Origin of the sequence: Mycobacterium sp. 050134 (assembly GCF_036409085.1) — a bacterium.
GTDB lineage: Bacteria > Actinomycetota > Actinomycetes > Mycobacteriales > Mycobacteriaceae > Mycobacterium.
The window spans coordinates 64,776-83,169 of sequence record NZ_JAZGLV010000003.1; the positions used below are offsets into that span (position 1 = coordinate 64,776).

General features: G+C 68.3%; 19 protein-coding genes and 1 tRNA gene. 7 read left to right on the forward strand and 13 right to left on the reverse strand.

Features of this window, described 5'->3' with window-relative positions; all coding sequences use genetic code 11:
* Positions 1–82: 82 nt before the first annotated feature.
* The 7 genes from rpmE to argS all read right to left on the reverse strand — a co-directional run bounded on the left by rpmE (position 83) and on the right by argS (position 9,075).
* The gene (gene rpmE / locus SKC42_RS04170) at positions 83–310 is read right to left on the reverse strand and encodes a 50S ribosomal protein L31 (RefSeq protein WP_330963047.1); all 228 of its coding nucleotides are present in this window, start codon (positions 308–310) and stop codon (positions 83–85) included.
* Positions 311–518: 208 nt separating this feature from the next.
* On the reverse strand, positions 519–2,372 hold the full coding sequence (rho, locus tag SKC42_RS04175) for a transcription termination factor Rho (protein WP_330963048.1): 1,854 nt from the start codon (positions 2,370–2,372) through the stop codon (positions 519–521).
* A gap of 268 nt (positions 2,373–2,640) precedes the next feature.
* Positions 2,641–3,585: a homoserine kinase gene (gene thrB / locus SKC42_RS04180; protein ID WP_330963049.1), complete on the reverse strand. Its 945-nt coding sequence runs from the start codon at positions 3,583–3,585 to the stop codon at positions 2,641–2,643.
* 14 nt (positions 3,586–3,599) lie between these two features.
* Entirely contained in the window at positions 3,600–4,682 is a 1,083-nt protein-coding gene (gene thrC / locus SKC42_RS04185) for a threonine synthase (protein WP_330963050.1), read from the reverse strand.
* A complete protein-coding gene (locus SKC42_RS04190; protein ID WP_330963051.1) occupies positions 4,679–6,004 on the reverse strand; it encodes a homoserine dehydrogenase in 1,326 nt (441 codons plus the stop codon). Before SKC42_RS04190 ends, thrC begins: the two co-directional genes overlap by 4 nt.
* Before the next feature lie 3 nt (positions 6,005–6,007).
* Positions 6,008–7,426, reverse strand: coding sequence for a diaminopimelate decarboxylase (lysA, locus tag SKC42_RS04195; protein ID WP_330963052.1), 1,419 nt, complete (start codon positions 7,424–7,426; stop codon positions 6,008–6,010).
* Positions 7,423–9,075 (reverse strand): arginine--tRNA ligase, encoded by a 1,653-nt coding sequence (gene argS, locus SKC42_RS04200; RefSeq protein ID WP_330963053.1) that lies wholly within the window; start codon positions 9,073–9,075, stop codon positions 7,423–7,425. Before argS ends, lysA begins: the two co-directional genes overlap by 4 nt.
* Before the next feature lie 127 nt (positions 9,076–9,202).
* On the opposite strand from argS, the gene SKC42_RS04205 reads away from it, so the two are divergent.
* Positions 9,203–9,275, forward strand: a tRNA-Arg gene (locus SKC42_RS04205).
* 70 nt (positions 9,276–9,345) lie between these two features.
* On the opposite strand, the gene SKC42_RS04210 is transcribed toward SKC42_RS04205, so the two are convergent.
* Positions 9,346–10,569 (reverse strand): low temperature requirement protein A, encoded by a 1,224-nt coding sequence (locus SKC42_RS04210; RefSeq protein ID WP_330963054.1) that lies wholly within the window; start codon positions 10,567–10,569, stop codon positions 9,346–9,348.
* 229 nt (positions 10,570–10,798) lie between these two features.
* Here SKC42_RS04210 and SKC42_RS04215 point away from each other — a divergent pair, with 229 nt between their 5' ends.
* Positions 10,799–11,194 carry a hypothetical protein gene (locus SKC42_RS04215; RefSeq protein WP_330963055.1) on the forward strand — a complete coding sequence of 132 codons (396 nt, stop codon included), beginning with the start codon at positions 10,799–10,801 and terminating at the stop codon, positions 11,192–11,194.
* Between the two features lie 4 nt (positions 11,195–11,198).
* Here SKC42_RS04215 and SKC42_RS04220 read toward each other — a convergent pair whose 3' ends face one another.
* Positions 11,199–11,624, reverse strand: a complete 426-nt coding sequence (locus SKC42_RS04220) for a hypothetical protein (RefSeq protein WP_330963056.1) — start codon at positions 11,622–11,624, stop codon at positions 11,199–11,201.
* Positions 11,625–11,879: 255 nt separating this feature from the next.
* On the opposite strand from SKC42_RS04220, the gene SKC42_RS04225 reads away from it, so the two are divergent.
* On the forward strand, positions 11,880–12,212 hold the full coding sequence (locus SKC42_RS04225) for a DUF732 domain-containing protein (RefSeq protein WP_330963057.1): 333 nt from the start codon (positions 11,880–11,882) through the stop codon (positions 12,210–12,212).
* Between the two features lie 153 nt (positions 12,213–12,365).
* Here SKC42_RS04225 and SKC42_RS04230 read toward each other — a convergent pair whose 3' ends face one another.
* On the reverse strand, positions 12,366–12,902 hold the full coding sequence (locus tag SKC42_RS04230; protein WP_330963058.1) for an NUDIX hydrolase: 537 nt from the start codon (positions 12,900–12,902) through the stop codon (positions 12,366–12,368).
* Between the two features lie 59 nt (positions 12,903–12,961).
* Between SKC42_RS04230 and SKC42_RS04235 the strand changes: the two genes are divergently transcribed.
* Both SKC42_RS04235 and SKC42_RS04240 read left to right on the forward strand, forming a co-directional pair.
* Positions 12,962–13,234 (forward strand): hypothetical protein, encoded by a 273-nt coding sequence (locus SKC42_RS04235; protein WP_330963059.1) that lies wholly within the window; start codon positions 12,962–12,964, stop codon positions 13,232–13,234.
* A 211-nt stretch (positions 13,235–13,445) separates the two neighbouring features.
* Positions 13,446–15,164, forward strand: coding sequence for an NAD-binding protein (locus SKC42_RS04240; protein ID WP_330963269.1), 1,719 nt, complete (start codon positions 13,446–13,448; stop codon positions 15,162–15,164).
* 2 nt (positions 15,165–15,166) lie between these two features.
* Here SKC42_RS04240 and SKC42_RS04245 read toward each other — a convergent pair whose 3' ends face one another.
* Positions 15,167–15,979: a tetratricopeptide repeat protein gene (locus SKC42_RS04245; RefSeq protein ID WP_330963060.1), complete on the reverse strand. Its 813-nt coding sequence runs from the start codon at positions 15,977–15,979 to the stop codon at positions 15,167–15,169.
* Between the two features lie 41 nt (positions 15,980–16,020).
* The gene (locus tag SKC42_RS04250) at positions 16,021–16,899 is read right to left on the reverse strand and encodes an LLM class flavin-dependent oxidoreductase (RefSeq protein WP_330963270.1); all 879 of its coding nucleotides are present in this window, start codon (positions 16,897–16,899) and stop codon (positions 16,021–16,023) included.
* A 59-nt stretch (positions 16,900–16,958) separates the two neighbouring features.
* Between SKC42_RS04250 and SKC42_RS04255 the strand changes: the two genes are divergently transcribed.
* Together SKC42_RS04255 and SKC42_RS04260 are read left to right on the forward strand one after the other, a co-directional pair.
* Positions 16,959–17,372, forward strand: a complete 414-nt coding sequence (locus SKC42_RS04255) for a VOC family protein (protein ID WP_330963061.1) — start codon at positions 16,959–16,961, stop codon at positions 17,370–17,372.
* 106 nt (positions 17,373–17,478) lie between these two features.
* A complete protein-coding gene (locus SKC42_RS04260; RefSeq protein ID WP_330963062.1) occupies positions 17,479–17,868 on the forward strand; it encodes a VOC family protein in 390 nt (129 codons plus the stop codon).
* On the opposite strand, the gene SKC42_RS04265 is transcribed toward SKC42_RS04260, so the two are convergent.
* Positions 17,865–18,350: an Rrf2 family transcriptional regulator gene (locus SKC42_RS04265; RefSeq protein ID WP_330963063.1), complete on the reverse strand. Its 486-nt coding sequence runs from the start codon at positions 18,348–18,350 to the stop codon at positions 17,865–17,867. The genes SKC42_RS04260 and SKC42_RS04265 overlap by 4 nt on opposite strands.
* Positions 18,351–18,394 lie beyond the last annotated feature (44 nt).

An 18,394-nucleotide genomic window follows, 5' to 3' on the forward strand; every position in this document is an offset into this window, starting at 1 on the left:
CCGCACATGCACTCTCTACCGCAAACGCGAACCGACGCCCGGCCCGTGCGTTTCGCGCACAGTTCGGGCGTCGGCATCCCCGCTATTTGTCGGCGGCGTCAGCCTTGCGCTTGCCGTACCGCTTCTCGAAGCGAGCGACCCGGCCGCCGCTGTCGAGGATCTTCTGCTTACCTGTGTAGAACGGGTGGCACTGCGAGCAGACCTCGACGACGATGCGACCGCCCGGCTTGGTGCTGCGCGTCTGGAAGGTGTGGCCGCAACCGCAGACCACCGTGGTCTCTGCGTATTCGGGATGGATGTCAGTCTTCATGCTGTCCTCTTCGATCTGGTCGAGCATCGATTATGCCAGGTCAACCGGTACCTACCCAAAACAGCGGGGCAGGCCATTCAATTCCCCCCGGATTCGCGGTCCGGCGGTCCGGCGGTCCGGCGCGAAACATAAACCACGGCGACGTTGCCCGGCGTGTCGTGTGCGTGGTTTATGTGTCGTGGGCCTACCCGGCTGGTCAGGTGATCCGCTAGTCGTTGTCCATCGACCCGGGCGTCGTCTTGGACACCTGGACCAGGAACTCGTAGTTGGTCTTCGTCTTGCGCAGCTGCGACATCAGCAGGTCGATCGCCTGGTGCGAATCCAGACCGGACAGCACACGGCGCAGCTTGTGCACGATGCCGAACTCGTCCGGGCTGAGGAGCAGCTCGTCCTTGCGGGTGCCCGACGGGTTCACGTCGACCGCCGGGAAGACGCGGCGCTCGGCGATCTTGCGGTCCAGCTTGAGCTCGGCGTTACCGGTGCCCTTGAACTCCTCGAAGATGACCGTGTCACCGGTCGAGCCCGTCTCGACCATCGCGGTGGCGATGATGGTCAGCGACCCGCCTTCCTCGATGTTGCGGGCGGCGCCCAGGAACCGCTTAGGCGGGTAGAGCGCGGTGGAGTCGACACCACCGGACAGGATTCGGCCCGAGGCGGGCGACGCGTTGTTGTAGGCGCGCCCGAGGCGGGTGATCGAGTCCAGCAGCACCACGACGTCCTTGCCCTGCTCGACGAGCCGCTTGGCGCGTTCGATGGCCAGCTCGGCGACGGAGGTGTGGTCCGATGGCGGCCGGTCGAACGTCGAGGCGATGACCTCGCCTTTGACCGATCGGGTCATGTCGGTGACCTCCTCGGGCCGCTCGTCGACGAGCACGACCATGAGGTGGCATTCCGGGTTGTTCTTGGTGATCGCGTTGGCGATGTCCTGCAGGATCGTCGTCTTACCCGCCTTGGGTGGTGAGACGATAAGCGCGCGCTGGCCCTTGCCGATCGGCATGATCAGGTCGATGACCCGCGTGGTCAGGCGGTCGGGGGTGGTCTCCAGCCGCAGCCGCTGGTTCGGGTATAGCGGCGTCAGCTTGCCGAATTCCGGCCGCTTCCTGGCGTCCTCGACCGGGCCGCCGTTGACGCTGTCCAGCCGCACCAGCGGGTTGAACTTCTGCCGCTGGTTGGGCTGCTCGCCGTCACGGGGCACCCGCACCGCACCGGTCACCGCGTCGCCGCGGCGCAGCCCGTTCTTGCGCACCATGTTCATCGAGACGTAGACGTCGTGCGGGCCGGCCAGGTAGCCGGAGGTGCGCACGAACGCATAGTTGTCGAGGACGTCGAGGATGCCGGCCACCGGCTGAACAACGTCGTCTTCGCGCAGCTCGGCATCGGTGCCCTCGCCCGCGCGCTCGCCACGGCGCCGCCGGTCACGGAATCGGCGCCCGCGCCGGCCCTGACGGCCCTCGCCGTCGTCGTCCTGCTGGTTCGCGCCGCCGCGGTTCTGCTGGCCACCCGAGCCCTGTTGGTCGCCCGAGCCCTGTTGGTCGCCGCCCTGGTCGCCGGCGGCGTCTTTCGCGCGCTCGTCGGTCTTGGTGTCCTGTTGGCCGCCCTGGCGGCCGCTGTTGCCGGCGTTCGCGCCGTCGCGGTCGGCACCCGCGTTGCGGGTGGCGTTCCCGGCCTCCCGGGAGGCGCCGCGGCGTTCGCGGCGGGGCGCCTCGGCGGCCGAACCGTTCTGTTCGGCTTGCGCGGCCGGCGTCTCCGGCTGCGCGGCCGGCGCCTCGGCGGGGGCGGCGTCGGATTTGCCGCCGTTGTCAGACTTGGGAGCCGCGGTAGACGCGCCGCTGGCCTTGTCGCGAATGTCCTTGATGGCAGCGATCAGTTCGTTCTTCCGCATGCCCGACGTCCCCTTGACGCCGACCTGGTTAGCCAGCGCACGCAACTCCGGCAGCACCATGGCCGACAGAGAACCAGCCGGGGCACCGGTTTTGACGTTGGGTGTGTCTGGGGTCACGGGGGTGGAGAGCTGGTCGCTGTCGGTGCTCTCGTCAGCCGTGAACAGGTCCGTATCAGTCACGGATTTCCTTTCTTCCCCCGCTGGTCAGGTCATACGGGGGGTCGTTGCATTCAGCAGATGCGCCGAGTGCGCCCAATCATCGACTCTGCAGCGGTGATCGCCTGGATCGGCGGAGAAAACGGCGAACCTCGTCCACGAGAAGAATTGGTAGGTCGTCCTAGCGGCAATACAGTATGGATGCAGATGCAGATGCTGCGATTGCTGGACGGGTCCGAGGATAGCCGGCATCCTGGTCGGAAGCAAGCAAACCCTCCGGCCACGCTGTGGATCAACCGGGGACGGTGGCTCCGGGGCTCCAGCGAACTCCTTCGCCGACGGTCATCGCCGTGACGGTGAATCCATTGGCCGCCCCGAACTCCATCGCCGCTGCGGGTAATTCCTGCTCCGTGGTCAGTGCGATCAACGAGGGACCAGCCCCCGAGAGAGTCGACGCCACTCCATGACGCCGCAGCAGCCGCAAATATTCCGCCGAGACCGGCATTGCCGGCGCGCGCTGCGGTTGGTGCAGGACGTCTTCGGTGGCCGCCATCAGCAGGTCCGGCCGTTCCGTGAGGGCCACGACCAGCAACGCGGCGCGGCTCAAGTTGAATCTCGCGTCCTCGTGGCTGACTCGCGAGGGAAGCAGCACCCGGGTCTCGGCGGTCAACGAGCATTCCTCGGGAACAGCGCAGAATAGGCGGATATCGGGGTGCAGGCGCAGCGGGACCGCCGAATAGTGCGGCCCGTCGCTGCCGCTGTCGACCCAGGACAACGCCGCACCGCCCAGCACGGCCGCCGCGGCGTTGTCGGGGTGCCCCTCGAACTCGGAGGACAGCTGAATCAACTGGGCTTCACTGAGCGGTGCCGAATCCGTCTGGGCGACAAGCCCGTTGACCGCCGCAAGGCCGCCGACCACGGCCGCGGCGGAGGAGCCCAGTCCCCGCGAATGCGGGATGGCGTTGCGGCAGCGCACCACCAGCCCCCCGGCGCGCACACCCGCGACCTGCAGCCCGCGTTCGACGGCCCGGACCACCAGGTGTTCGGGACCCAGTGGCACCTGGTCCGCACCCTCCCCCTCGACGTGCACCGCAAGCCCGGATTCGGTTGTCTCAAGGACGATTTCGTCACACAGGTGCAACGCCAGGCCGAGGTTGTCGAAACCCGGCCCCAGGTTGGCGCTGGACGCTGACACCACGGAATTGGCCACCAACCCGGCGGGCAGCAACGGTGTCACCGACAGGCCCCCATTCAGGCGAGGCCCAGCTTCTCGATGACGAGCATCGGATCGACGGGCAGCGGGGACACGGTGGGCATGTCCTTGAGCGCCGTGTCGGGGTCCTTCAGCCCGTTACCGGTGACTGTGCAGACCACCGTGGATCCGCGGGACACCCAGCCGTCGTCGACGGCCTTGAGCAGGCCGGCGATGCTGGCCGCGGAGGCCGGCTCGACGAACACGCCCTCCGACTCGGCCACAAGGTGATAGGCGGCGAGGATCTCCTCGTCGGTGGCCGCCAGGAAGCGTCCGTTCGACTGTTCCTGCGCCTCGACGGCGGCCGTCCACGACGCCGGGGCGCCGATACGGATCGCGGTGGCGATGGTTTCCGGGTGCTTGACCGGCTTGCCGGACACCAACGGCGCCGCGCCCGCCGCCTGAGTGCCCAGCATCCGCGGCAGCTTGTCGATGATGCCCTCGTGGTGATATTCCCGGTATCCCTTCCAATACGCGGTGATGTTTCCCGCGTTTCCCACCGGAAGGGCGTGCACGTCGGGTGCCGCACCGAGCGCGTCGACGATCTCGAACGCCGCGGTCTTCTGCCCCTCGATGCGCACCGGGTTGACCGAGTTGACCAGCGCGATGGTCGGGAAGTCGGCGGCCATCTTGCGGGCCAACTCCAGGCAGTCGTCGAAGTTGCCGTCGATCTGAATGATCTTGGCGCCGTGCATGACTGCCTGCGCGAGCTTGCCCATGGCGATCTTGCCCTGCGGGATCAGCACCGCGCAGGTGATGCCGGCGCGGGCGGCGTAGGCCGCGGCCGACGCCGAGGTGTTTCCCGTCGACGCACACAGCACGGCCTGCTGGCCGCGCGCGAGCGCGTCCGTCACCGCCATCGTCATGCCGCGGTCCTTGAAAGAGCCGGTGGGGTTGAGGCCCTCGACCTTGAGGTGGACCGTGCAGCCCGTCCGCTCCGAGAGCCGGATCGCTGGAATGAGCGGGGTGCCGCCCTCCAGGAGTGTGACCGGGGTCCAGTCGTCGCCGACCGGCAACCGGTCACGATACGCCGCGATCAGTCCCGGCCAGGGTTGGTGAGTGGCCGTATGCGGGGCGGTCACAGGCTGGTCCCTTCCAGTCGCAGCAGGCTGGCCACGCTCTGCACGACATCCAAATCGGAGAGCGCCTCGACGGTGGCGGAAAGCGCGGCGTCCGTCGCGGTGTGGGTGACGACCACGATGCGCGCGCCGACGCGCCGGCCACCCTCGTCCACCACGCCTTCCTGGCGGACCTCGGCGATGCTCACGTCCCGCTTGGCGAATTCCGCCGCTACCGACGACAATACGCCGGGCTTGTCGGCCACGTTCATGCTCACGTAGTAGCGGGTGGAAATCATCCCCATTGGGGCGATCGGAAGTTGGGCGTACCGCGATTCCTTCGGCCCGCGGCTGCCCAGCACGCGGTTACGGGCGGCCATCACCAGGTCGCCGGTCACCGCGGACGCGGTGGGCGCGCCGCCGGCGCCTTGGCCGTAGAACATCAGCCGGCCCGCCGCCGCGGCCTCGACCACGACGGCGTTGAACGCGCCGTTGACGGCGGCCAGCGGGTGCGACAACGGCACCAGGGCCGGATAGACACGAGCCGAAACCCGTTGCTGCCCATCATCACCGGTGATGCGCTCGCAGATCGACAGCAGTTTGATGGTGCAGCCGAGCGCCCGGGCGGACGCGAAGTCGGCCGGGGTGATCTTGGTGATGCCCTCGCGATAGACGTCGTCCGCTGTCACCGGGGTGTGAAAAGCGATGGACGCCAGGATCGCGGCCTTGGCAGCGGCGTCGTATCCTTCGACATCGGCCGTCGGGTCGGCCTCGGCGTAACCCAGGGCGCCCGCGTCGGCCAGCGCGCTGTGGTAGTCGGCGCCCGTGCTGTCCATCGCCGAAAGAATGTAGTTGGTGGTGCCGTTGACGATGCCCGCCACGCGCAGCACCGTGTCACCGGCCAGCGACTGGGTGAGCGGGCGGATGACGGGAATCGCACCCGCGACCGCGGCCTCGAAATATAGGTCGACGTGCGCGCTTTCGGCCGCCTGCGCCAATTCACCGGTGGACTGGGCCAGCAACGCCTTGTTGGCGGTGACGACGGACTTGCCGTGCTCGAGCGCGCTGAGAATCGCCTTGCGCGCCGGCTCGACCGGCCCCATGAGCTCGACGACGATGTCGACGTCCTCACGCGTCACCAACTCCTCGATGTTGTCGGTGAGCAACTCAACCGGCACACCGCGGTCGGCGGCGACGCGACGCACGCCGACGCCGCGCAGGATCAGCGGCGCACCGATGCGGGCAGCGAGGTCCTCGGCGCTGTCCTCGATGATGCGGACAACGGCGCCTCCGACGTTGCCCAGCCCCAGTACGGCTACACCAACAGGCTTGTCGTCACCGGACACAGTTCACCTCACTTCCAGACTCAGCAGGTCGTCGACCGTCTCGCGGCGCAGGATCAGGCGGGCACGGCCACCGCGCACCGCCACCACGGCGGGCCGCCCGACCATGTTGTACCGGCTCGACAACGAATAGCAGTAAGCGCCGGTGGCCGCCACCCCGAGCAGGTCCCCGGGCCGCACATCACCGGGCACCCATGTGTCGCGGACGACGATGTCGCCGGTCTCGCAATGCTTTCCGACGACACGGGCCAGGGTCGCCGGGGCGTCGCTGGTCCGCGACACGAGCCGGGCGTCGTACTGGGCATTGTAAAGGGCGGTGCGGATGTTGTCGCTCATGCCGCCGTCCACGCTGACGTACCGCCGATGCGCCGTGGCGCTGACGTCGACGTCCTTGACGGTGCCGACCTCGTACAGCGTGATGGTGCCGGGCCCGGCGATGGCGCGTCCGGGCTCGACGACCAGAGTCGGTGTCGGAAGCCCGACCGCCGCGGACTCCTTGCTCACGATCTCGCCGAGCTTGACAGCGAGCTCGCCCACCGGCGGCGGGTCGTCGGTCGCCAGGTACGAGATGCCAAGGCCACCACCGAGATCCACCGTCGAGATCTGTGCGGTCTTGTCGACGCCGAATTCCTCGACGATGTCGCGCAGCAGGCCGATGACGCGGTGCGCGGCGACCTCGAAGCCGTCCACGTCAAAGATTTGCGAGCCGATGTGGCTGTGCAATCCGACGAGGCGAAGGTGGTCGGTTGCGAACACGCGGCGCACGGCCGCCATCGCGGCGCCGCTGGCGATCGACAGCCCAAACTTCTGGTCTTCGTGCGCGGTGGAGATGAACTCATGCGTGTGCGCCTCGACACCGACGGTGAGGCGGACGAACACGTCCTGGACGATGCCCACATCGGCCGCGATCACGTCCAAGCGCTCGATTTCGACCATCGAGTCCACCACCACGTGGCCCACCCCAGCTTTGACCGCGTCGGTCAGTTCGGCGACGGACTTATTGTTGCCGTGGAACGTGATTCGCTCCGGCGGGAAGTCGGCATGCAGCGCGACGGCCAGCTCGCCGCCGGTGGACACGTCCAGGGAAAGGCCCTCCTCGGCGACCCAGCGCGCGACCTCACCGCACAGGAAGGCCTTGGCGGCGTAGTATACATTGGCGCCGCCGCCGAAGGCGGCCGCCATTTCCCGGCAGCGGGATCGGAAGTCGTCCTCATCGATGACGAAGAGCGGGGTGCCGTACTCGTGGGCGAGGTCGGTCACCGAGACGCCCGCGATGGTGGCCGCGCCGGCGTCGTCGCGGGCGATGTTGCGCGGCCACACGTTCGGCGCCAACCGCAGCAGGTCCTCGGGGGATTGCGGCCTCGGCGGGTTCTCGTTGTGCCGGGTCTGCTCGGCGTGCCGGGGACCGGCGGGGTGGACGTTCACATTCGCTCCGGGGCACCGACTCCGAGGATGGTCAATCCGTTCGCGATCACCTGACGGGTGGCCTCGCACAGCGCCAGCCGGGCGGTGTGCAGGTCGGTGGCCTGCTCGTCGCCCTGCGGCAACACGCGGCAGGAGTCGTAGAACCGGTGGTAGTCGCCCGCGAGGTCTTCCAGGTAGCGGCACACCCGATGCGGTTCACGCAGGGACGCCGCAGTTTTGAGGATCCGCGGGAATTCGCCGATGCTGCGCAGCAGTGCGCCCTCTTTCTCGTGGTCCAGCAGCTCGAGGTGCGCCGTGTCGGGGACCAGGCCGAGTTCGGCGGCGTTGCGGGCCAGGGCCGAGAGCCGGGCGTGGGCGTATTGCACGTAGTAGACCGGATTTTCGTTGGAGGCCGAAGACCACAGCGCCAGATCGATGTCGATCGGGGTATCCACCGACGACCGGATCAAGCTGTAGCGGGCCGCGTCGACGCCGATCGCCTCGACCAGATCGTCGAGGGTGAGGACGGTGCCGGCCCTCTTGCTCATCCGGACCGGCTGTCCGTCGCGCACCAAGTTGACGAGCTGCCCGATGAGCACCTCGACAGTGGCCGGGTCCTCCCCGAACGCGGCGGCGACGGCCTTGAGTCGGGCGATGTAGCCATGGTGGTCGGCCCCCAGCATGTAGATGCACAGGTCGAACCCGCGTTGCCTCTTGTCGAGGTAGTAGGCGATGTCACCGGCGATGTAGGCCGGCTTGCCGTCACTCTTGATCACGACGCGGTCCTTGTCGTCACCGAAAGCGCTGGTGCGCAACCAGGTCGCACCGTCCTTCTCGTAGACGTTGCCGGTCTGACGGAGCTTGGCGATGGCCTGGTCGACGCGACCGCTGGTGTGCATCGAGTCTTCGTGGGTGTAGATGTCGAAGTCGGTGCCGAACTCGTGCAGCGACTGCTTGATGTGGTCGAACATCAGGTCCACACCGATCCGACGGAAGGCCTCGTGCAGCTCGGCGTCCGGCAGGCTCAGCGCGTCGGGCGCCTGCCGCAGCACCTGTTGGGCAATGTCGCCGATGTAGGCGCCGGCGTAGCCGTCGGCCGGCGTGGGCTCGCCCCTGGCCGCGGCGACGAGCGAGCTGGCGAACCGGTCGATCTGGGCGCCGTGGTCGTTGAAATAGTATTCGCGCGCCACGTCGGCGCCCTGCGTGGCGAGCAACCTGCCCAGCGCGTCGCCGACGGCGGCCCAGCGGGTGCCGCCGATGTGGATAGGCCCGGTCGGGTTGGCGGACACGAACTCGAGGTTGATCTTCTGCCCGGCGAGCGCGTCGGAGTGGCCGAAGGTGTCGCCGCCGTCGATGACGGTGTCGACGATCACGGCCTGCGCCGACGTCTCCAGCCGGAGGTTGATGAAGCCGGGCCCGGCCACCTCGGCCGAGGCGATGTCGTCGGCCTGCGCCAGCGCGTCGGCGAGCCAGCCGGCCAGCTCGCGCGGGTTCGCGCCGATCTTCTTGCCCAGCTGCAGGGCGAGGTTGCTGGCGTAGTCGCCGTGCTCGGGGTTGCGCGGGCGTTCGACGGTGACCACGGGCGGGAGCGCGGCGACATCGAGCCCGCGCCCGGCCAGCACCGCCGCGGCGGTGGCCTTGAGCAGCTCAGCGAGGTCGGCGGGGGTCACGAACGTTCATCCTATGCGCTGGGGTGCTCCCAGCCCGAATGCATTGCGGTGACCGAGCGGTCATCGGGATGCGCTAGTCTGTCCGTGCTTGTCCAAAGCCCTAATGGCGCGACAACTTCGTTGCAGCGCCCCCGTAGCTCAGGGGATAGAGCGTCTGCCTCCGGAGCAGAAGGCCGCAGGTTCGAATCCTGCCGGGGGCACCCTTTCTACCAGCACAAATCTGGAATTCGTCCGGGTGTCCGGCACAGGCGGTCCGCGCCGATCCGGCGCTCAGCTCGTCGTCGTGTGGCCCGCCAACGCCCGCTCCACGGCGCTTTCCGCGAAGCGGTGGCCGACGGTCTCGAAACCGACGACCACGGCGATGGGGGCCATCGTGACGACGAGCAGACATACCGCCATCGCCATGCCCAACGACGCCAGCAGAACCGCCGCGCCCAGCAGGGCCGCCACGAACAGCAGCGCCGCGGCGAAGATCAAGTCGAGTCCGCGGACCAGGTAGGCGTAGACAGCGAAGATCCCGACGATGTAGACGCCTACCGGCACCCCCACGGTCAGCACGGTCTGGGCCGAGTCGAGCGCGGAGTGGTGGTCGAGGAAGTACGAAGCGGTGTTCAGACCGGCCCCGGTGGCGACGACCGTGGCGAAGATGACGATGTGGCCGTAACCGAACGCCAGCGACCGATTGCGGTGGGCGTGCAGAATCGGCCCGGGCGAAAGCACGAAATACACCCACCACATGCCGAAGGTGAGACCGATACCCGCCAGGGCCACCAGCGCGGCGTCCACCGTCCAGCCTTGTGCGGCAACCACTGCCGTCAGCGAGGCGACCGTGCCGAAGACGCCCTCGCCGAGCGCGATGATCGTCAGCAGGCCGTAGCGCTCGGCAATATGCTCGGCGTGCCACGGGGTTCCGCCGCGCCGACGCTCGGCAATCCACGGACCAAGGGCCTCGACGAACATCAGGGCGATGTATATCGCCATCGTCGCCGGAACCGACGTGTGCAGCAAGGTCGAGACGACCCATCCGCACTGTGCCGCCGAGATGGTGATGACATAGGTCAGACACGCGCGGCGCCGAGCCGCGTCTTGCCTGGCCGCGCGTAACCACTGAAATACCATGCCGATTCGCATCACGACGTAGCCGGCGACGAGCACCCGATTGTCTACGTGCGCGCCCTCCTCGATCGAGGAGTACACCGGCTGGATGCCCATCGTGAGGACGACGACACCGACCATCTGCAGCATCGTGGTCAGGCGATAACCCCAGTCGTCGGTGTCGTAGGCCGAGGAGAACCAGCTGAAGTTGACCCATGCCCAGCACACCGCGAACGTGGTGAAAACGAAGCCGACCAACCCGGCACCGACGTGGTCGGCGACGAGCTGGTGGGTGAACTCGGACGCCGACACCCCGAAGGCGATCACGAAGGTCAAGTCGAACAGCAGCTCGAGCGGTGTGGAAACCCGGCCGCGCTCGTCCGGGTCGCGTCCTACCATCCGGCGCAGGTGATGCGTGGGGACGAGGCGGCCGGGTCGTCGGCACTCGACTTCAGTCAAGGCTCCGACCTCCCTGCGGGGACCTCCCTGCGGTCCGCGGACGCGACGACCGTGGCCGGTCAACGATATCGACGCGCATCGGGGGGTTCAACAGATCGGGCGGAGCCCGGCCGGTGCCAATCCGGGCAATTACGCGAACGGCTCGTCGCCCCATCGAGAAGAGGCCCCGATGGTGAACTCCCCCCTTCGAGCAGAGACCATCGCGACCGGGGTCGGGCGGGCCACCGTGGTCATCGGTGCCGCACTGGCCTTGGCGCCCCGCGCGGTGGCACACGCGATCGGCGTCCACGACAGCCAGAGCCGCCCGCTCGCACTGATCGGCGTCGTCGACCCGGTGATCGCCCGGGGACTGCTCACCCGACGCCCGCGCTGGCGGTGGTTGGTGGCCCGCACCGCCGCCAACCCGCCGACCGCGGCCTATTTCGCCGCGCTGGGGCGGCGCAATGCCGCCACGGTGCCCTACATGGCAGCCGCAGTCATCGGGTCGGCCACCGTCGTCGACGTGTTCGCGTGCCGCGGCCTTTACACGTCGGAATGCGCGCGTGCCAAAGCGTTTCGCGCCTAGAGCGTCAGGACGACTGCTTGATCTCAACCTTGTTGGTCTGCGTGTAGCCCGGCGGCTTGCCGCAGGCCGGAATGATGTAGGTGAGGTCAACGGTGCCGACCAGCGTGTTCGGATCCCACACCATGTGGGCCTTCGACGCGTACATCACATAGGACCCGTCCGCGCATATCGCGTCGTTGAACGTGTCCGACACCCACTGACCATTGACCAAATGCGCTTGGTGACCGCCGGCCCCGGCCTTGATGAATATGCATCCGTCGCCACACGAGTTGACCGACCACGAGGTGGAAACGGCCTTGCCGTCCGGCGAGGTCGAGGTTTCGGTGTAACTGCCGTCCATCGTCGGAGTGTCGGCCCAGGCCGTGACCGCGGTGCCGAAAGCTACGCCGGCGAACACAGCGGTTGCGGCGAAGCTTTTTGCGATTGCCATGCCGTTGCCCCCTCTATTGCGCTAATCATCGTGTCAGCAGTGTTTTTGGTCTATCACACGTTCGAAGGCCCCGCGACTCGACAGCTTTGCTGCGCGCAATTCACGGCTTCTTTCGAACATGTGCCGACGGCACGGTAGGAAAACCGTGTTGAGCTCGTGTCAAGAATTTGTTGAGAACTTGTAAAGGCCGGCTGCTGATTCTTTCTTCAGGCCCACAAAGCGCCCCACCGAATCAACCAGCATGAGGAGTTCCCAATGTTCGCTCGCCGTCTCACCGCCTCCGTAGCGGGTACCACGCTGGCCGCCGCCCTCGGTTTGACCGCGCTCGGCCTGGCGGGCTCCGCCGGCGCCAGCTCCGTGGACGACGCCTTCCTCGCCCAGCTGTCGGCCGACGGGATCACACCGCCGAGCGCCGCGGCCGCGGTCAACGAGGCCCACGGCGTGTGCAAAGCGCTCGATCAGGGCTACTCGAGCAAGGACGTCATTAGTGCGGTGGCCAAGACCACGGGCCTGAGCGCCAACGGCGCCAAGACCTTTTCCGTCGACGCCGCATCGGCCTACTGCCCGCAGTACGTCACGTCGGCGTGACCGACATCACCGCGGAATGCGGGGCCCGGCGGGTCCCCACACGACGCGAACCCGCTCCCGCGACAACCGAGATCGACGTCAGCGTGCTGGTCACTCGCACTTTGTCGCGCTGGCGTCGATCTCGATAGGCAGGTCGCCGCGGCCAACCGGGCGCTAGTGCCCGGCGAGCAGGAAGAGGCCGTAGGCGGCGATTGACTGCGCGTCCGTGACTACACCGGAGCGGACCATCTCCTCGAAGTCCTCGCGACTGAACCAGGCGCTGCACATGTCCTGTTCCTCGTGCTCCCGGTCCGCCTCGCCCTCGACGATCCCGGTCGCCAGGAAGACCCATCCGCGCTGACTGGTCATCCCGGCGGCAACGTCGAGCTGGCCCAACGCCTCGAACGTCGTCGCGCGCAATCCGGTCTCCTCGCGCAGCTCGCGCGCGGCCAGCTCCGAGGGTTCCGATTCGGCAAGATCGGGCGCGGTGCCCTGCGGGAACTCCCATCGCCGGGCGCCGAGCGGGTAGCGAAACTGCTCCACCAATCGGAAGCGGCTGCCGTCGTAGGGCAGCACAAGCGCGTACGCCTGCTTGTCCACCACGCTGTAGATGCCGGCGCTGCCGTCGGGGCGACGTATTTCGTCCTCCCGGAGAACCAGCCACGGGTTGCGGTAGATCTCGCGGGACGCGACGCGTTCGATGAAGGGCACACCGCCAGTATCGCGGCACCCCGAGGCGGCCGGGTGCCGACGAGGTAGCGTCCGAATCCATGCCGTCCCCGGGAGCCATCACCCACAGCGTCAAGCGTTACCTCGAGCTCGTCGACAAGGCGACGCTGCACGATGCCACCGTCATCGACTACCCGGACAACAACACCATCTTCGACCAGGTGATCGCGGGCACAGCCGACGCAAAGATCACCGAAATCCGTTGGCGGACAGCCAAACACCCCGTGCTGTGCGGGGTCGACGTGGACCAGCCGCGCACATTCGAGCAGAAGGCCTACCTGATCCGCCACGCCGGCACGACGACCCAACAGTGAGTCAACCAATGGCTCAACATCATCGCCAACGACGGCACCTACGCGTCAGTGAGCCAGATGTGGCTGGGCCGTGTGGTCGGACCATGACGGCACGCAGGTTTTGGTGGCACAGGTTTTGGTGGCAAAAATACCGGCGGTGCCCGATAGTCATAGCAACGAGCAAACGCCGACCAGAGGTGGTTTATGCCTGACGATTCCGAGCGTGCGTGAGATGCGCCGCCACATCATCGTCAGCGGCGAAGACGCGCTGGCCACGACCATCATCGAGGAACTCAACAATGCCGGCGTCAGCGTCGGCAAGCTCGACCGCCCCGGGGGGCTCGCCGCGGTGGGCATCGATCACGCCGTCGCGATCGTCTGCGCCGGCGACGACGACGCGGTGAACCTCGAAATTGCTTTGCTGGCAAGGAAAGCCAATCCCCGCGTGCGGGTGGTGGCGCGGCTGGCCAACGACGTGCTGCGCGAAGCCATGGCCGACGACAACGGCCCCGGGGCGATCCTCGACGTGGCCGAGCTCGCGGCGCCGTCCGTCGTCGAGGCGTGCCTGGCCTACACCACCCACCCGTTCGAGGCAGCCGGCATCAAGTTCGTGGTCTCGGGTGCCGACGTGCCCTACGACGCGACGCTGCGCGAGATCTACGGCGATCTGGCACCGGTGGCGGTGATCCACGGCAAGGACACCGCCGATCCGGGTGCGGTGGTGCCGTGCCCGGGCCGTGACTTGCGGGTGAGCGCCGGCGATTGGACGGCGATGATCGGCACCGCCGACCAACTCGCCGCCCGCGGCATCAAAATTCCGCGGGCCGCGCCGACACGCTACCGCCGGCCGTGGCTGCGCCGGATGGTCGACGCCGCGCGTTCGCTGCGCAACGACGTCAACCCGATGTTCCCGCGCGCCTTGCTGGCCGCCGCGTGCCTGCTGGCGGGCTCCACGATCGTGCTGCGGTTCAGCTATCAGCGCCCGGGCATGCAGTGGATCGACGCGCTTTACTTCAGCACGGAGACCATCGCGACGGTGGGATACGGCGACTTCAGCTTTGTCCAGCAGCCGATCTGGCTGCGGCTGTTCAGCGTCATGTTGATGTTCGCGGGCGTCATGACCACCGCGATTCTCGTCGCGTTCATCGCCGACCTGCTGCTCTCGCGGCGCTTCGCCTACTCGGCCGGCCGCCGGCGGGCCCAACACCTGCGCAACCACGTCATCGTCGTCGGTCTCGGGTCGTTCGGCAGCCGGGTCGTCGCCGACCTGGCGCGGGCGGGGTATGACGTCGCGGTGATCGAGCTGGACGAGAACAACCGCTTCCTATCGGTCGCGGCCGAATTGCACGTGCCGGTGATTTTCGGCGACGCCACGCTGCGCCAGACGCTGGAGTCGGCGGGCGTCAAGCACGCGCGCGCGGTCGCGGTGCTGACGCAGGACGACATGGTCAACATCGAGACCGGCATCGTCCTGCGCGAGATGCTCGGGCCGCGGGTGATGCCCGAGGTGCACCGGCCCGACGTTCCACTAGTGCTGCGGGTGTACGACCGCTCGCTGGGCGCCGCCGTGGCGCAGCGGTTCGGCTTCGACAACGTGCGGTCCACCGTCGAACTGGCCGCGCCCTGGTTCATCGGCGCCGCGATGGGCCTGCAGGTGCTGGGGACGTTCTCGGTCGGCCAGCGCTCGTTCATGGTCGGCGGGATGCACGTCGCCGCCGGTAGCGAGCTGGACGGGCTGCAGATGTTCGAACTGTCCACGCAGACCCGGGTCATCGCGATCACCCGCGACGATTCGCCGATCAAGCTGCACCCCCGCCGCGACGCGCGCCTTTGCGCCGGGGACACCGTCTACGTCGTCGGCCCCTACCGCGAACTGCTGGCGACCCTGCGCAAGGGCCAGCCGCCCCAGGTCGTCGGCGACAAGCCGTCACCGAAAGCGGAGGCCAGCTGAGCTCAGCCCACCGCGCTGCGCCGTCGGGCCAGTTCCTGCCGGGACGCCGCGGTCACCGGGTGATCGGCGCCGAGCAGCCGCGCCTCCTCGTCGAACAGCGCCTGCCACGCGGCGACCCCGTCCGTCGCGCCGACGCGATCCGGCGCCCACAGCGTGAGCATGTGCCGGGCAGTCAAGGTGTGGGCGTGGTCGGGTCCGAGCTTCTCCGCCGTTTCGGCCAGCAGCGCCTCGAGGTCGGCCACGGCCCCGGGGATATCGGACGCCCGGCCCCGCCATATCGCTAGCAGCAAGCGCGCCCCGAGGGTGTCGGCGTGGTCGTCGCCGACCAGCCTGCGCCGCGCCGCGAGCACCATTCCACCCTCGGCCATGGCACCCGCGAGATCCCCTATTTCCCAGCGCTTTTCGGCGATCCTCTCCCGGGCCGCCAGCGCGATCTCGTGGTCGGCGCCTAGGACCCGCTGGGCGTCGGCGAACAGCCGCAACCAGTCGGTCAGCGCCGAAAGCGGTTCGCGCCCGGGCCGATTCGCCAGCAGGTGGCGCGCGACCAAGGCGCTGACGTGGTCGGGGCCGAGCACATCGACGATGTCGGGCACCAGCCGCGCCAACTCGGCGTAGGCGACGTCGGCGTCGCCCGCCTGGAGCCGCAGGGTGGCCAGCGACATCCGCACCTCCAGCACCTCGGGGTGCCGTTCGCCCCAGGCCGCTTGGCAGGCGTCCAGCAGCTCCGCGGCGTGCCCCGTGGCACCCGCGAAATCACCCCTGTCCGCGCTCTCCGCGACGCGCCGCGTCAACTCGGAGATGTCCAGCTGGCTCATGCCGCTAATGAAATCGCCCGCATCCGGGCGTGGCAACTCACCTACAGTCGGGCCGCGACGTCGGCCGCGCGCCGGAGCTGCTCGACGTCGGCGCTCGTGGGAATGAGCTGCACCTCGTCGGTGCCGATCCGTTCGAACGCCCGCAGCACGTCGAGGAGCTCGTCCTCGCTGCCGGCCCAGCCCGTCATCGGAGCCATCGCATCGACGTACTCGGCCGGGATCCAGTTCATATAGTGGCGCAGGTGGCGGTGCACTTGGGCGCGCGCCTGGTCGGGTGCGCCGAACGCAAACCAGAACGACGTGACCAGGCGCGGCTTCGGCTTTCCGGCCTGCGCCCACGCCCGCCTGGCCACGTCGAACAGCTCGTCCTGCTTGGCGACGTCGAGGTCGAGCGTGGTTCCGGCCAGCCCGTCGGCCCACTCCGCGGCACGCTGGATGGTCTTGGGCCCGATGCTGCCCACCAGCAGGGGCGGGCCGCCCGGTTGGACCGGCGACGGCCCGACCGGCAGCACCGACTCGGTGATCTTCTCGCCGGCCCACACCCGTTTCATGACGGCCACGCGCTCGGCCATGCCGCGGATGGTTTGCGTGGCCGGGTCCGCGCCGACCGCGTGATAATCCTCGTGCCGGCCGCCCACGCCGATGCCGACCGACAGCCGGCCGCCGCACAGCACGTCGCCGGTGGCCAGCGCCTTGGCCAGCATGACCGGGTCGTGCAACTGGGGCACGATCACCGTCGTCAACAACCGGACCCGGTCGGTCCAGGCCGCCAGCGCGCCCAGCAGCGTCAGGTTGTCGGGGTTGTCGAACGCGATGCGCTCGCCCCAGCACAACGAGGAGAAGGGGCCGTCGTCGATCGCACGGGCCCACTCCTCCAGCACCGCCGCATCCAAGTCCGGCTCCATCACCGGCATGGTCATCGCTACCTGCACGACGGCGATTCTGGCATGTCGGCGATGTCCGGTGGCAGCATGACCGGATGGGACTGACCAGTAACTCCATCGCGCACGTCCGGCTCACCGTCACCGACATCGGGCGGTCGCGGCGGTTCTACGAGAGCGTGTTCGGCTGGCCGGTGCTGGTGGAGCTTCCCGAGAACGCCGACGAGGCCACGCGCAAACAGCTGAGCTTTTTGTTCGGCGGGGTGATTTATGACCTGGGCGGCACGCTGCTCGGGCTGCGCCCGGTCGCCACCGACCGGTTCGACGAGAACCGCGCGGGCCTCGACCACATCGCGTTCCGGCTGGGCACCAAGGCCGAATTGGACGCTGCAGCAGTCCATCTCGACGAAGTCGGCGTCGCCCACGAGCCCGTCAAGGACATCGGGCCGTCCTACATCCTGGAGTTTCGCGACCCCGACAACATCGCCCTGGAGCTCACGGCGCCCAAGTAGGCGGCCGCTTTGCCACGGCGAGCGTGCGCGGAATGACGGCTGTTACGGCGTGTCGGCGTGCAAACACGCACGCTCGCGAGGTTCGGGAGAGGGGTAGAGAGGAAGCATGGGCATCAGCTTCAACCACACCATCGTCGCCGCACGGGACAAGCGGAAATCGGCCGAGTTCCTCGCCGAGCTGTTCGGCCTGCCGGAGCCCAAACCGTTCGGGCACTTTATGGCCGTCCAACTCGAGCACGGCGCCACCCTCGACTACGCCGACGCCCCCGAGGGCGAGGAGATCCGGCGCCAGCACTACGCGTTCCTGGTCACCGAGGGGGACTTCGACGCGATCTACGGCAAGATCCAGGACCGCGGCCTGCAGCACTGGGCGGACCCGCGCCAACAACAGCCCGGCGAGGTCAACCACAGAGACGGCGGGCGCGGGGTCTACTTCCTGGACCCGTCCGGGCACGCCATGGAGATCCTGACCAGGCCGTACGGCACGGCCGGCTAGTCACCGCCGCGCGGCGACCCGTGCCGGAAGCTCTCCTGGCTGCGGTAGTCGTCGGCCAGTCGCGCGACATGCTCGGGCAGCTTGCCGGCCGCGACGTCGGCCAGGGTCGTCTCCTCCAGCACCGACCGCATGCTGGCCCGCAGGGCGCGCCACACGTCCGCGAGCGGCGCCGTCGGGCCCGAATACGGTAGGTCGCCGAGCCCGATGTCCCGGACGCTGGCCAGCGGCCCGTCTATGCAGCGCAAGACGTCGGCGATGCTGATCTGATCCCCGGGCCGCGCCAGCTCGTAGCCCCCATCGCGCCCGCGATGGCTGCGGACCAGGCGATCGGTGCGCAGGTTGGTCAAGATGTCGACCAGGAACTGCGCGGGGATGCTCTGCGCCTGCGCGATGTCGTCGGTCTTGACCAGTGTGCCGCTGCCCACCGTGGCGAGCTGCACCATCGCCCGCACGGCGTACTCGGCCTTGGCTGACATGCGCACAACTGAGGATTGTGCCACCCGGCCGGGCGGAGCCGGCCCGCCGC